A 13,259-nucleotide genomic window follows, 5' to 3' on the forward strand; every position below is an offset into this window, starting at 1 on the left:
TGGATTCGAGCAAGAGGTTTTTACAGGGGCGTATTTCTCAAGCCCCTGTTTTCCATGGCAAAAGCTTGCCATGGAACAGTGTTTTTTGCGTAGGCTTATCTCAGCCCCACTGAATTTACGCAGATTTGCGCGCAGCCATAGCCTCGGCGAAGCGCTCGAACAGGTAGAAACTGTCCTGCGGGCCGGGGCTTGCTTCGGGGTGGTGCTGCACCGAATAGACCGGACGATCGGAGATGCGAATGCCACAGTTGGAGCCGTCGAACAGCGACACATGCGTCTCTTCGACACCGTCAGGCAGGCTCTGCCCGTCGACGGCAAACCCGTGGTTCATCGATGTGATCTCAACTTTGCCGGTGGCGTTTTCCTTCACCGGGTGGTTGGCGCCGTGGTGGCCGTGGTTCATTTTGACGGTCTTGCCGCCAAGCGCCAGTGCCAGCATCTGGTGGCCGAGGCAGATCCCGAACATCGGCAGATCCGTGGTGTCGAGGATCTGCTGGATCATCGGCACGGCATAAACGCCGGTGGCGGCGGGATCACCGGGACCATTGGAGAGGAAGACACCATCGGGGTTATGGGCCAGCACCTCATCAGCGGTGGCAGAGGCCGGCAAGACGGTCACGTCACAACCCGCCGAGGCGAGGCAGCGCAGGATATTGCGCTTGGCACCGTAGTCGATGGCGACAACCTTGTGCTTGGGGTCTTCCTGACGGGTATAGCCCTCGGGCCAGGCCCACCGCATTTCGTCCCAGCGATAGCTTTGCGCGCAGGTAACGTCCTTGGCCAGGTCGCGCCCTTCGAGGCCCGACCATTCGCGGGCCTTGGCGATCAGTGCTTCGATGTCGAAATTGCCGTCGGGATCATGGGCCAGGGCCACATGCGGGGCGCCCTGCTGGCGGATCGCACGGGTCAGGCGGCGGGTGTCAACGCCGCCGATGGCGATACGTCCGGTGCGGGTGAGCCAGGTTTTCAGCTCTTCGGTGGCGCGCCAGTTGGAGGATTGTGTCGGATCCCATTTCACCACCATGCCTGCGGCGACGGGATCGGCGGTTTCGTCATCCTCGGGGGTGACGCCGGTGTTGCCGATGTGAGGGAAGGTGAAGGTCACGATCTGCCCCGCGTAGGAGGGGTCGGTCATGATTTCCTGATAGCCGGTCATGGCCGTGTTGAAGCAGAGCTCTGCCACGGTTTCGCCGGTGGCACCAAAGCCGTTTCCATAAAAGATGGTGCCATCAGCCAGTGCCAAACATGCGGTGGGCTTGGGTGGGACGGTATCGGCCATGGCGCGACTCTCCAATATGGGCAAAATTCACGGGTATCTAAGGGGTGGGCGCCAAGCCGTCAAGCCTCCGTCGCTGCGATCTGGGCTTGTTTGCGGGGCGAGGCCGGCACCATCTAACGGTGTTTGGGTGCCCCAACGTCATTTGTCTGGCCCCAACTTGAACTTGACTACCACTTTAGGTAAAGATCCGGTTTCCGACTCCGTGGGAATGGACAGATAAATGGATACGCGAACTCGGGTCAATATGGCCCTGAAACAGGCCATGAAGGACCGCGCAGCTGCCCGACTGGCAACCTTGCGTCTGATCAATGCCGCGATCAAGGACCGTGAAATTGCCGACCGGGTCGATGGTGAAGGGGGCGGAATTGGCGATGCAGAGATCCTCGCCATTCTGGGCAAGATGACCAAGCAGCGCAACGAAAGCGCACGCGCCTACGAGGAAGGCGGACGGCTGGACCTGGCCGAACGCGAGCTGGGTGAGATTGCTATCATTGAGGAGTTCCTCCCCAAACAGCTGAGCGACGACGAAATCGCCGAGGCGGTCAGGGCTGCGGTTGCTGATACTGGTGCGCAGTCGATCCGTGACATGGGCAAGGTGATGGGCGCCCTGAAGGGCAAATACACCGGCCAGATGGATTTCGGCAAAGTCGGCCCCCTGGTGAAGGATCAGCTCTGCCACAGCGGCGACTGCTGACGCTGACCTGAGCCAATCGCTGTCAGATCAGAAGCCCGCCACCTTCGGCGGGCTTTTTGCTGGGCATTGGGTTGCCGACCAGGGGGTTGCCCGGGGCTGGTATGTGGATGACTGGCCGAGGTCGGCCGCGCATTGCAGGAAGGCCTCGCGCACCTCAGCCGCGAAGGGATTGTCGCGCAGGATCGCCTGCTGCACGTTAGGGGCATCTCCGGCGACCATCCGGCTGGCCTGTTGCATCAGTTCGAAACTGGCTGTGGTCATCAGCAGGGGACCCGATGCAACCTGACTGAGCGCCTGGGCGATCAGATGGGTCAGACCCTGTACCGTCGCCAGCTCGCGGTCATGGGCCTCGGGTGTGGTCCAGATGACATCGAGCCCGAAGACATGGCGCAGCAGCGCCGCCAGACGCAAGGGGCGCCCGCCGCGTAAGGGGCAGAGGGCGATTTTCTGACCGGCGAGACCCTGCGCGGCGCTTTGGGGGCCGAACAAGGGATGGCTTCCCAGAAGCTGGACCTCAGGCGGCAGGGTCCGCAGCATCACCTCCGCCGGCGCCATTTTGACAGAACCGACATCCATCACCAATGCGCCGGGGGTGAGCAGCGGTGCAATCTCGTGGCAGAGCTGCTCCATCGCACTGACAGGGACGGCAAGAATGACCAGCGGGCAGGCGGCGGTTTCGGCAAGCGGGCAGAAACGCAGGGACGGGTGTTGCGGCAGGTCACAGCCTGAGGCTGGATCATGCACGCAGATCGGCACCAGCGGCGACAGGTGACGGGCGATCAGCTGGCCAAAGGCGCCAAAACCAATCAGGCCAACGCGGGGAAATCTGGTGGAAAGCGACATCGACATCGGGCTCCGGTCTGTGCCGCGCTGCCGTTGGGATGATGTGAGATGCTGCCTCTGTCCGCCGGAACGCGGCGGGATGAACATCAAGAAATGAGAATACGTCCGCCGTTATGAAAACAGCGGATAATACTGGATCGAAAAGGATACGGACGTATTGAACATATGCCTCTGATACGCGGCGCCCCGGCCAAAGTCAAAGGTGCAGTTATGCGGGGCGCTCCGGCATCGGGGTGTCACGGGCTGTGTCGATGCAGCGCGGTCTTCAGATCCTCATAGAGCGCCTTGCGTTCCTCCTCGGACAGGAAGGCGCCGATTTCGACCTCTCGGCCACTGCCGCGCAGGGTGACGTAATTCGGCACGGGTCCGTCATCGGCATGCAGTTCGACCTGTGTCCAATAGCGGTTACAACGCCAGTTCTGGCGCTGTCCGGTCGGGTTGATGCGCTCCAGATGCGCTTCGGTGGAGTCCAGCGTCAGCACTTCCAGCACATGCCGGTCACGGCGACTGCGATCCAGCGCCCATTTCACCGCAAACAGCGTCGCTGTCACAAAGGGCAGAACCCCCCAGAGCGCCGCACTGCCCAAAAGGGGGATCATCGGGATGGTGATCAGCGCCGCAAGCACCCCCAGAAAGCGGACATAGCCCTCTGGCGGCAGCGACTGATGCGGCCAGAGGTGCAGCTCTTGGTTGCTGTCGGTTCGGGCTGTGATCCATTGATACGGCATGGCGTGAATTTAGCGTCCGCCAGCGGCCTGTCCAGCATCTCGACAGGGCCATGCGTCGCAGCTGCAAAAGGGGGGAACCGGGTCGGTGCTGCGGGCAGAAAGAAGGCCCCGAAGCGGGTGCTCCGGGGCCTGTCTGTCATTCAGTTCATCAACACCTTAGTGCGAATGGGAGCGATCCCAGTCTTCCTGCTTGGGCAGGATTTCGAAGGTGTGCTCCGGCGGCGGAGAGGGCAGGGTCCACTCCAGCGTATCCGCATATTCGTTCCAGTAGTTGTTCTGGGTGATGCGGGCGCCGCGCAGCAGCGAGTAGATCACAACGCCAAAGAACAGCAGGAACGATGCAAAGGACAGGAACGCGCCATAGGACGAGATCTTGTTCCAGTACGCAAAGCCTTCCGGGTAGTCGATGTAACGACGTGGCATGCCCTGACGGCCCAGGAAGTGCTGGGGGAAGAAGGTCAGGTTGGCGCCGATGAAGAACATCCAGAAATGGATCTGGGCGCCCAGCTCGGAGTACTGACGACCGGTCATCTTGCCGAAGTAGAAGTACACACCGGAGAAGATCGCAAAGACAGCACCCAGCGACATCACGTAGTGGAAGTGCGCAACCACATAGTAGGTGTCGTGATAGGCGCGGTCGACAGCCGCCTGCGACAGAACCACACCGGTCACACCACCGACGGTGAACAGGAACAGGAAGCCGAAGGCGAACATCATCGGTGCTTTGAACTCGATGGAGCCGCCCCACATGGTGGCGATCCAGGAGAACACCTTAACGCCTGTAGGCACCGCGATCACCATGGTGGCCAGCATGAAGTAGGCCTGCTGGTTCAGCGACATGCCGACGGTGTACATGTGGTGCGCCCAGACGACAAAGCCCAGAACACCAATCGCGATGATCGCCCAGACCATCGGCAGGTAGCCGAAGACCGGTTTGCGGGCGAAGGTCGCGATCACGTGGGAGATGATGCCAAAGCCCGGCAGGATCACGATGTACACTTCCGGGTGGCCGAAGAACCACAGGATGTGCTGATACAGGATCGGGTCGCCGCCGCCGGCAGGGTCAAAGAAGGTGAACCCAAAGTTGCGGTCCATCAGCAGCATGGTGATCGCGCCGGCCAGAACTGGCAGGGACAGCAGGATCAGCCAGGAGGTGACGAAGATCGACCAGGAGAACAGCGGCACCTTGAACAGGGTCATGCCGGGGGCACGCATGTTCAGGAAGGTGGTGATCATGTTGATCGCACCGAGGATCGAGGACGCACCAGAGACGTGAACGGCGAAGATCGCCAGGTCCATGGAGAAGCCGCCTTCGTTGGTGGACAGCGGCGGGTAGAGAACCCAGCCGACGCCGGAACCGGCCTGGTCGTTGCCGCCCGGTGCGAGGACCGAGGCAACCGCCAGCGAGGTGCCCGCGACATACATCCAGAACGACAGGTTGTTCATCCGCGGGAACGCCATGTCCGGCGCGCCGATCTGTAGCGGCATGAAGTAGTTGCCGAACCCGCCGAACAGCGCGGGAATAACCACGAAGAACATCATCAGGATGCCGTGGCCGGTGATCAGAACGTTCCACAGATGCCCATTGGGGGTACATGCCGCAGACGCATCTGCAAAAAGACGTGCACCTTCAAGGCACATGTACTGAACGCCGGGATCCATCAGTTCAAGCCGCATGTAAACGGTGAACGCGACGGAGATGAAACCAACGATCGCCGAAACGATCAGGTAGAGAATGCCGATATCCTTATGGTTCGTGCTCATGAACCAGCGGGTGAAAAAACCGCGCTCGTCTTCGTGGCCGTGACCATGAATGGCTGCATCTGCCATTAAGGTGCCTCCTGTTGCATAACGATAGGCCAACAAACACCGTCCCCGGCGGGCCTAGACTCATCCTGCGTTTTAGTTCGCCGGCAACAGGCCTTCAATGGCGGAGTTTGATATGGATCAAGAATAATTGTCGCGGGCAGGCCCTTTCGGGCTGCCTTTCTGATCCTTTGGCGCCGTGGTCCGGCGTATGTTACGGCGAAGCGCCCCCCGGCCTTGGGTCGTCCGGGAAGGATTTAGCCGTGTTTTATCGAACGGGCGGTCCTTGTGTGCTTGACCAGCGGGCGATAGCCGCGCAAGTTCCCGTTGATAGCTACGGAGGGCAGATAGTGGCGGTGTACGATCCAAACAATATCTTCGCAAAAATTCTGCTCGGAGAACTGCCAGCGCACAAAGTCTACGAAGACAATGACACGCTGGTGTTCATGGATATCATGCCGCGCTCCGACGGGCACATGCTGGTGATCCCCAAGACGCCCTGCCGGAATGTCCTTGACGCATCACCGGCCCAGCTGGCTGCGGTCATGGCGACCGTGCAGAAGATCGGTCGGATCGCGATGCAGGCATTTGACGCCCAAGGGATTACCATCCAGCAGTTCAACGAGGCTGCGGGTGGGCAGGAGGTGTTCCATCTGCATTTCCACGTGTTGCCACGTCGCGACGGCGATACAGTGCGACCACCGGGCATAATGGCCGATCCGGGTGTTTTGCAGGCACATGCGGAGATAATGCGCAAGGCCGTGGACGCCGCCGCCTGATAGAGGCCGCATGTTCTCAGAGTAAGCGATTACCGGCGGGCTGTCCTGGCCTGTCGCGGCTCGTGCTGCTGTGCCGATGCACGGGCGCGAAGTCGCGGACCAGTTATTCTACCTTTGGATGAAATTTATATTGATATGTGTGACCCGTTTATCCTAGGGTCCCGGCAGTCTCGGCCATAGGGCCTGAAGAACTGAGAACTGAACCGATATCGGGAGGGGGCTTGGCAGCGCAGCTGTCCAGGCGGAGCGATGTGGGTTTCATGTTTATGGCGGCCTGTCCCTGGCCTGCCCGTGGTGTCTTTGCAGCGCCCGGCGAAGGGGAACCGGAAATGAAAGTTGCGGCAGTCTCGTATTGGTCGGGGCTGCTTGTGTTCATACCAACCTGCGCAGATGCGCCATGGTTTTGCAAAGTGACGGGCGTTTGGCCTGTGTATGTTGCTGAGGAGGGGCCGTGGGTAAGACGGCAGAGGATAGTGGTGATCTAAGGGGGCTGTCGGACGAGACGGTGGCAGCGGCCGTCTACGGCTCTGTTCTTGGCGCGTCCAATGCGGTCGCCTGGCGGGACCGGCTGATCCGTGCGGGCTATGATGGTGTCGCCGGGAAAGCCAAGAGCGCACTGATAGGATCGACGCCAGTTGGCGCCGGTAAGGCGGTTGCCAGCTCCTGGCAGGGATCTGCGGGCTCTTCTGACGGGCTGGGGCTTGCGGCGCATTTGTCACCTGAACGCGAGCTTGCCGGGTCGGCGCTGATCGGACGTCACTTTGACCGCGCCATCTATCTCAGGAGTCGCCTGATCGCGGCGCAGAACCATGGATCCTGGCCAGAGCTTCAGGCAGTGCTTCCCTGCGGTGCGAGGAACTGGCTGCTGGTATCGCGCGAGGCGGAGATTCTGGCCGCAGGTGATGACTGGCCGAGTCGTGGGCGCATCACCGCGCCCTGGATCGCTCAGGCCATCGGGGTTGCGGATGCCAAGCTGCCGCTGTGGTACACGCTTTTTGATGAGGATAGGCCGCGCCCTGCACTTACGTTGCTGCGGGGCGAGGGGGGGCGGCTGCTGATGTGCCAAGCGGTGGGCGGCCGCGGGGAGAGGCTGGGCGCCGTCGATGGTCTTTCTGGCGCGCGCCCGTCTGACATGGCTGCATGGCGCGGCCGATTACGGGCCGTGGACCCCTCGGCACCGGCGGTTCTGGTGGAACAGCTTGCGACCGGCTGGTCGGATGTGGCGGCAGATCAGGTGGCATTGCGGTTCGGCTTTGATCCGGAGGAAATGTCGCTGCTGCGTCATCTTTTGATTGAGGCCGACTGGATTGAGCTGAGCATCGGGACCGGTGGCGAACGCGGGCCTGAACTGGCCCTTCTGGGCCAGATGCTCAGCAAAACTGCAGCGCCAAACTGCCCTGAAATGCTGCGGTTCCTTGCCTATCTCATGCAGCAGACGACTCGCGATCACGATATCGCTGCGGGTCGCGCGTCACCCCCACAACGCGTACTGAGCCTGGCGTCCGGGCTGACTTCACAATATTTGCAGTTTGGCGCCGAGCGCGGCCAGCCGGTGATCTTTGTCCATGGTATCTTTGACGGGGTTGCGGCGATCCAGCGGCTGCAACCGCAGTTGCGGGCGCGTGGCCTGCGGTGTCTGGCACCTTTGCGCTGCGGCTATGGTGGCTCGGACAGTTTGCCGAGCGGGACTGATCCGATTGATTTATTCGTAACCCAGTTGGATGCGCTGATCGACGCGGAGGGTTTGGTCAATCCCATCCTGTTGGGGCATCGCAGCGGATGCCTGTTTGCCGCCGCCGCCGGGCGCCGGCTGCGTGACCGGCTGGGCGGGGTGGTCTGTATCGGCGCGACACTGCCATTGCCCAGTATCGGACATGCAAGGGCCCTGCGCGGGCATCAGCGCGCGCTGGCGCTGAGCGCGGTCCATGCCAGCGCGGTGCTGCCGCTTGTGGTGCGCAGCTGGTCACGGTCCGTGCGGCAAAAGGGGCCGCAGGTCTTGGTGTCGCGCCAGATCGCTCGCGAAAGCGCGGACCGTCAACTGCTGGCCGACCCCGCGTTGAGCGCGGTTCTGGACCAGAGCCACAGGATGATGATGCAGCAGGGGCGCGGCGGCTACGAAATTGATCTGCGGCTGGCGGTTCGCTCGCGCGACATGCGCCATTGTGCCAAGGCCGCGCCGACCATCTATCTGCATGGCGGAGAAGATACCGTGACGCCGGTCGACAAATTGCAGGCCGCGCTGGGGAGTGGTCACGCCAACCTTCAGATCCGGGTCAGCAAACGCGCCGGTACCATGCTGCTCTATGCCCAGCCGGAGCTGGTGTTTGCAGCGATCGACGACCTGCGTCAGCGCATGACGTCATGATCGGCCTGTCCCGCAACGGGGGCTGACGCCTAGTCGAGGGCACAGGTATCGGTTGTGGCAAAGGCGACATCGAAACATTGCTTCAGCGCCACATCCACATCCGTCATCGTGACCGGCAACCCCAGATCCACGAGGCTGGTAACGCCGAATTCGGTGATGCCGCAGGGGACGATGCCGTCAAAATGGCTGAGGTCAGGCTCCACGTTGATCGAAATGCCGTGAAAGCTCACCCATTTGCGCAGGCGGATGCCGATTGCAGCGATCTTGTCCTCGGTCTTCTCTCCGTTGGGCCGCAGGGGTTTGTCGTCCCGCTCCACCCAGACGCCGACACGGCCGTCGCGGATATGGCCTGTCACGTTGAACCGGTCGAGCGCCAGGATCACCCAGCGCTCCAGCTGGCGGACGAAACAGCGCACATCGCGGCCCCGTTTGGCGACATCCAGCATGACGTAAACCACGCGCTGGCCGGGTCCGTGGTAGGTATATTGTCCGCCGCGCTTGCTTGCGTAGACCGGGAAACGGTCGGGGTCGGTCAGATCGCCGGGCCGCGCCGAGGTGCCGGCCGTATAGAGCGGGGGATGTTCAACCAGCCAGATACATTCCTCGTGGGTTCCTGCGGCAATACCAGCCGCACGCTCCTCCATGAAGGTGACGGCCTCGTCATAGCCGGTCAGGCCGGAGGTGGTGATCCATTCAACCATCGACGGTGTCCTTTGTTATGACTTTTGTAACCACTATAGAGCAATGCGCGGAATTTTCTGGCCTGCGTGATGGGTCGTGCGCTACCGTGATTGCGTGTATTCATCAATGGGGGGACGCGTAATATGTTCTCAAAATCTCTTAAAACTACATTGGCAGCATCAATTCTGGCGACCTCCGGGGCTGCTCCGGCGGTTGCCGACAATCTTGGCGCGGCGCTGGTCGGTAGTATCATCGGCGGCGTGATCGTCAATGAAGCGCATAAAAACCGCGCGCGCAAACAGCCGGTGACCCGCAAACGGACCTATTCGCCCGCGCGGGCGCAGAACCGTGAAACGCAGACGGCGCTGAATTACTTCGGCTTTCCCGCCGGCTCCCCCGATGGCGTGATGGGGCGCAAATCCCGCAGCGCCGTGGCGCAGTATCAGGGGCATATGGGTTTCCCGGCGACCGGGCAGCTGACACAATATGAACGGGATTTCCTGGTGTCGTCCTACAGCCGCGCCCAGATTGGCGGCCCGCAGGTGATCAAGGCGATGCAGGGCCCCAATGGCGTCCGCGGGCTGTTGCGGATCTGGCGGGACGAGGCGACCGGCACCCGCAGCGCGAGTGCAGCCGGCTATGGCAGCTACGGCGGCCTGCCGTTTGAAGTCAGCCAGGCCGTGGATGAAATCGCGGCCAGCGCCGATCCCAGCGCCGAACAGCTGTTGCAACGTTCGGGTTTCATGCAGCTGGCGGATCTGAACGGCGATGGCAAGAACGACTACATGATCGACACCTCGGTGTCCGGCAGCTCCTTCTGGTGCGGTGCGTCGCATTGCTCCGTCATGGTCTTTGCCTCAACGCCGCAGGGCTATCAGCGCAATGACTTCATGGCGCGGGGCGTCACGACGGCAAACTTCGCCTGTCATCAGGGCGTCTGCCGGATGACGGATGAGCCGACGTCTGGCACGGTTCAGGCGGCTGTGCCAACCCCGGCCCCTGCGCCCGCACCCGCTCCGGGAGCAACTGTGCTGGCCTCCGCGCCGCAGGCCGTCGCTCCGGCGCCTGCTCCCGCACCCGCTCCTGCCGGAGGCGGGCTGGCCGGCATTCAGCCGTTCCAGCAACCGGCACCGGCGGCAAGCACCGCGTCGCTCACCAGCCATTGCAGCAAGGTCAGCCTGCTCACCAGTTCCAACGGTGGCTATATGACCGTTGCCAATCTGCGCGACCCGGAGCTAGCATTGGGAGAGCAGTTCTGCCTGACCCGGTCCTATGCGATCAATTCCGGCGAAGCGCTTGTGGCCAAGGTTCAGGGAGTAAGCCAGGCACAGGTCGACAGCCAGTGCGACGCCTTTGGGCCTGCTGTTCAGCCCTATCTTGCCAAACTGGTGACCACGGGCAGTGACGCCTTGATTTCCGACGTGCAGAAATTTGTGCTGCAATCCAACATGTCGATCGAGCAGCTGTCCAATACCGCCGGGATCTGCCTGTTCTCGGGGTATCGCCGTGACAATATGGAGGTGGCGCTAGGAGCGGCGCTCATCATGGTTGGTGTCGGCCAGCGTCCCTATGCCGAGCTGATCGGCCATCACCTGGCGCAGGGCTTTGGCGTTGCGAAATCGCCCGAGCAGGCACAGGGCTGGTATCAGACAGCGGTTTCCGCGCTGGAGGCCGGGGTTGATCCGGTCTTCGCACCCGGACAGCCGGAACGAGTCGCCCTGATCAAGGCCGCCGCTGCGGGCCTGACCGGCGCATTGGCACAACCGGTACCGGCGTCCAGCACCGCAGCCGCGCTGCCGAGTTTCTCAACGGACTGATCGGTTTTTCACACCATCAGACCTGTCAACGGGGGCGGAATGATCATCCGCCCCCGTTCCTTTTTCGGGCGAGCAGAAAAGCCTGAGAAATGATCATTTTGCATCTTCACAACCGTCCCGCGCTCGTCTATACGCCGCTACACCAAGTCAAGACAGTGCGGTCGTGGCGGAATTGGTAGACGCGCAGCGTTGAGGTCGCTGTGGGGTAACACCCGTGGAAGTTCGAGTCTTCTCGACCGCACCATTTTACATTTCAGTGTAAAATCCGCTAAAAACTCAAATATTACAGACACTTGCGGAGTTCGAAAACCGTTTTCACGGTCGTATGCCAATGGTGACTCGAAGGCCATTCTGAGCACGTTTTTGCGTAGGGTCAGGTTACCTTTCTCCCATACATTCCAAGGGTTTGAGAGGAAGGTCTTCAAAAGTTCGAAAATTTCCCGCTTGGTGTATCTCGGTTTGCTGTTGTGAGTGAGTTTATCAGCCAGCAGCAGTTTCTCATCCTCCAGCTTGGCAACCTTATCTTCATAGGCAGACACCACCTTTGCATTGGTCGCATCGACCAGTTTTTCCAGAAGTGAGTCTTGCTGTTTGTCGAGTAGTGCAATGTCCCGATTGATCTGTGCCTTGCCGCTATCGCTATGGGCGGTTCGCTGATCCCAAGCATCCGAAAGCATAGAAGTCACGATGGAGAGCAAATTCTTCGATGGCGTCAGGCTTTTGAGCAGGGCTTCAAAGCCTGCATCTACTTTCTCTGCGCGGATGTTCTTCCGATACTGCGAACAATCACGCGTCTGGCACCAGTAGTAGGGATACCTTTTGCCTGTGCCGCTGCGTGACCAGCAGGAGGTCATTGGCTGATCACAGCAAGCACAGTTCAGTGCCCCGCGCAGAGGGAAATCCACATGAATGTTCTGTTTGGCTGGAGCAAGCGCACGGGCATTCTTGCGGTCTTGGATTTTCTGATAGGTCGCCAATGAGATAATCGGCTCATGATGGCCTTTGCGGCGGGTGATGCCCCATGGCTCATGCTCGACATATCCTGCATAGACCACGCGCTTGAGAATATCGCTGACCTTTTGCTGGCGAATTTGTCCGCCAGGCAGATCTTTGGGAAATGCAGGCTGGCTTTCAAAGAACCGCTTTACCTCGACCTGAGACGCAAAACGCCCCGAAGCATAGCCCTCTAAACCCTCTTGGATGATAGAGGCTATAGGCTCATCGCGAACCAAGAGCTTGCCGTGTCCTTTGGTCTTCTCAAAACGATAACCAATCGGTGCGGAGAATACGGCATAGCCGTTCATCATCCGCCCGCGCATACGGTTCTGGGTTTGCTCAGCGTTCTTCTCACGCTGATGCTGCGCCACTGAGGCCAGCATGTGTTCAACCAGACGCGAGTCACTGTCTTCGCCAAACTCAATGGATGGGCTTTCAAGAATGCCACCTGCATCTGACAGAGTTTCGCGCAGCGCGATATGGGCCTGTACATTGCGGGCAAAGCGGCTGATGTCATCAATGATTACCACCACCGAGTTCTTGGGATGCAGGCGCAAAAACGCCAGCATCCGGTCCATCGCGGGACGTCGCTCAAACTTCCCTGACATATCGTCGGAGAAGATTTCAACCACATCATAGTCTTTGTAGGTGGCGTATTCGCGGCAACGGTTTTCCTGAGAGGCGAGTCCGTCACCTTCGCGGACTTGCTTGGCACCCGACACACGGGTGTAAATCACTGCTTTCTTAGGTCTGCTTTCTCTTGCCATTATTCCTCCTCTCGTAGTGTTTGCTGGTTGATCAAGGATACCACATCCAAAGGTTCTTCTTCGCCGAGGTCGCCGGCTTCTCCACAGATTTGCTGCACGGGATTGAGATCAAAGCCCAGGTCAACAAAAGTGACGACGATACCCCACAGGGGCTCGATCAGCTCCTTTTGCTGCTCGAGCGGCATATCGCTGTCTTCCAGCATCGCCGCATAGGCTTCCCAGTCGATGCTCAAACTGGGGCGGGGTGATGCCAGAGCATCAGTTTTGTTTGGCGGACAGGTCATGCACGCTCCTTTCTTCAAATCAATTTTCGGGAAATATCAGTCCCTCGTTGTCACATTTTCGGACACACGAATGAGAACATATGTGGAACATTCAATCATATTTCCCTGCCATCGCGCAAGAAAAATTTCTCAATGATCCTATGCGCTTAACCTGTCATTAGCATGGCGAGCCAATGGCCATCTTGGGTAATGAACGGGTAAATGGGGGTATTTTGCGCTG

Annotated in this window: 10 protein-coding genes, 1 tRNA gene and 1 pseudogene; 5 read left to right on the forward strand and 7 right to left on the reverse strand. The window is 60.2% G+C overall.

Annotated features, from left to right (window positions below; all coding sequences use genetic code 11):
* Window positions 1-115: 115 nt before the first annotated feature.
* Window positions 116-1,279 carry a glutamine-hydrolyzing carbamoyl-phosphate synthase small subunit gene (gene carA, locus VWY75_RS04310; RefSeq protein WP_260087337.1) on the reverse strand — a complete coding sequence of 388 codons (1,164 nt, stop codon included), beginning with the start codon at window positions 1,277-1,279 and terminating at the stop codon, window positions 116-118.
* A 220-nt stretch (window positions 1,280-1,499) separates the two neighbouring features.
* On the opposite strand from carA, the gene VWY75_RS04315 reads away from it, so the two are divergent.
* A complete protein-coding gene (locus VWY75_RS04315) occupies window positions 1,500-1,973 on the forward strand; it encodes a GatB/YqeY domain-containing protein (RefSeq protein WP_416539334.1) in 474 nt (157 codons plus the stop codon).
* A gap of 27 nt (window positions 1,974-2,000) precedes the next feature.
* On the opposite strand, the gene VWY75_RS04320 is transcribed toward VWY75_RS04315, so the two are convergent.
* The 3 genes from VWY75_RS04320 to VWY75_RS04330 form a co-directional block, all read right to left on the reverse strand.
* Complete coding sequence (locus tag VWY75_RS04320; protein WP_416539333.1) at window positions 2,001-2,822, reverse strand: prephenate dehydrogenase/arogenate dehydrogenase family protein; 822 nt, start codon at window positions 2,820-2,822, stop codon at window positions 2,001-2,003.
* A gap of 230 nt (window positions 2,823-3,052) precedes the next feature.
* Entirely contained in the window at window positions 3,053-3,544 is a 492-nt protein-coding gene (locus VWY75_RS04325; protein ID WP_340544699.1) for a DUF2244 domain-containing protein, read from the reverse strand.
* Between the two features lie 156 nt (window positions 3,545-3,700).
* Window positions 3,701-5,374 carry a cytochrome c oxidase subunit 1 gene (locus VWY75_RS04330; RefSeq protein WP_340544700.1) on the reverse strand — a complete coding sequence of 558 codons (1,674 nt, stop codon included), beginning with the start codon at window positions 5,372-5,374 and terminating at the stop codon, window positions 3,701-3,703.
* A 326-nt stretch (window positions 5,375-5,700) separates the two neighbouring features.
* Between VWY75_RS04330 and VWY75_RS04335 the strand changes: the two genes are divergently transcribed.
* Both VWY75_RS04335 and VWY75_RS04340 read left to right on the forward strand, forming a co-directional pair.
* Window positions 5,701-6,129, forward strand: a complete 429-nt coding sequence (locus tag VWY75_RS04335) for an HIT family protein (RefSeq protein ID WP_416535882.1) — start codon at window positions 5,701-5,703, stop codon at window positions 6,127-6,129.
* 451 nt (window positions 6,130-6,580) lie between these two features.
* Entirely contained in the window at window positions 6,581-8,494 is a 1,914-nt protein-coding gene (locus VWY75_RS04340) for an alpha/beta fold hydrolase (protein WP_416539332.1), read from the forward strand.
* 29 nt (window positions 8,495-8,523) lie between these two features.
* Here the strand turns inward: VWY75_RS04340 and lipB are convergent, their stop codons facing one another.
* On the reverse strand, window positions 8,524-9,195 hold the full coding sequence (gene lipB / locus VWY75_RS04345) for a lipoyl(octanoyl) transferase LipB (RefSeq protein ID WP_416539331.1): 672 nt from the start codon (window positions 9,193-9,195) through the stop codon (window positions 8,524-8,526).
* 123 nt (window positions 9,196-9,318) lie between these two features.
* Between lipB and VWY75_RS04350 the strand changes: the two genes are divergently transcribed.
* Window positions 9,319-10,992 (forward strand): peptidoglycan-binding domain-containing protein, encoded by a 1,674-nt coding sequence (locus VWY75_RS04350; protein WP_416539330.1) that lies wholly within the window; start codon window positions 9,319-9,321, stop codon window positions 10,990-10,992.
* Window positions 10,993-11,149: 157 nt separating this feature from the next.
* Window positions 11,150-11,236: transfer RNA gene (locus tag VWY75_RS04355), tRNA-Leu, on the forward strand.
* A 538-nt stretch (window positions 11,237-11,774) separates the two neighbouring features.
* On the opposite strand, the pseudogene VWY75_RS04360 reads toward VWY75_RS04355, so the two are convergent.
* Window positions 11,775-12,755 (reverse strand): annotated as a pseudogene (locus tag VWY75_RS04360) (recombinase family protein); the annotation flags it as partial.
* Window positions 12,755-13,039, reverse strand: coding sequence for a hypothetical protein (locus tag VWY75_RS04365; RefSeq protein ID WP_416539329.1), 285 nt, complete (start codon window positions 13,037-13,039; stop codon window positions 12,755-12,757). The gene VWY75_RS04365 and the pseudogene VWY75_RS04360, both read right to left, overlap by 1 nt.
* Window positions 13,040-13,259 lie beyond the last annotated feature (220 nt).

Origin of the sequence: Phaeobacter sp. JH20_08, assembly GCF_048056635.1 — a bacterium.
GTDB lineage: Bacteria > Pseudomonadota > Alphaproteobacteria > Rhodobacterales > Rhodobacteraceae > Phaeobacter > Phaeobacter bryozoorum.

What these genes read in the sequence shown, in the direction of transcription:
- carA (WP_260087337.1), bottom strand. Translation starts at nt 1,279, where the DNA reads ATGGCCGATACCGTCCCACCCAAGCCCACCGCATGTTTGGCACTGGCT.
- VWY75_RS04315 (WP_416539334.1), top strand. Translation starts at nt 1,500, where the DNA reads ATGGATACGCGAACTCGGGTCAATATGGCCCTGAAACAGGCCATGAAG.
- VWY75_RS04320 (WP_416539333.1), bottom strand. Translation starts at nt 2,822, where the DNA reads ATGTCGATGTCGCTTTCCACCAGATTTCCCCGCGTTGGCCTGATTGGT.
- VWY75_RS04325 (WP_340544699.1), bottom strand. Translation starts at nt 3,544, where the DNA reads ATGCCGTATCAATGGATCACAGCCCGAACCGACAGCAACCAAGAGCTG.
- VWY75_RS04330 (WP_340544700.1), bottom strand. Translation starts at nt 5,374, where the DNA reads ATGGCAGATGCAGCCATTCATGGTCACGGCCACGAAGACGAGCGCGGT.
- lipB (WP_416539331.1), bottom strand. Translation starts at nt 9,195, where the DNA reads ATGGTTGAATGGATCACCACCTCCGGCCTGACCGGCTATGACGAGGCC.
- VWY75_RS04350 (WP_416539330.1), top strand. Translation starts at nt 9,319, where the DNA reads ATGTTCTCAAAATCTCTTAAAACTACATTGGCAGCATCAATTCTGGCG.
- VWY75_RS04365 (WP_416539329.1), bottom strand. Translation starts at nt 13,039, where the DNA reads ATGACCTGTCCGCCAAACAAAACTGATGCTCTGGCATCACCCCGCCCC.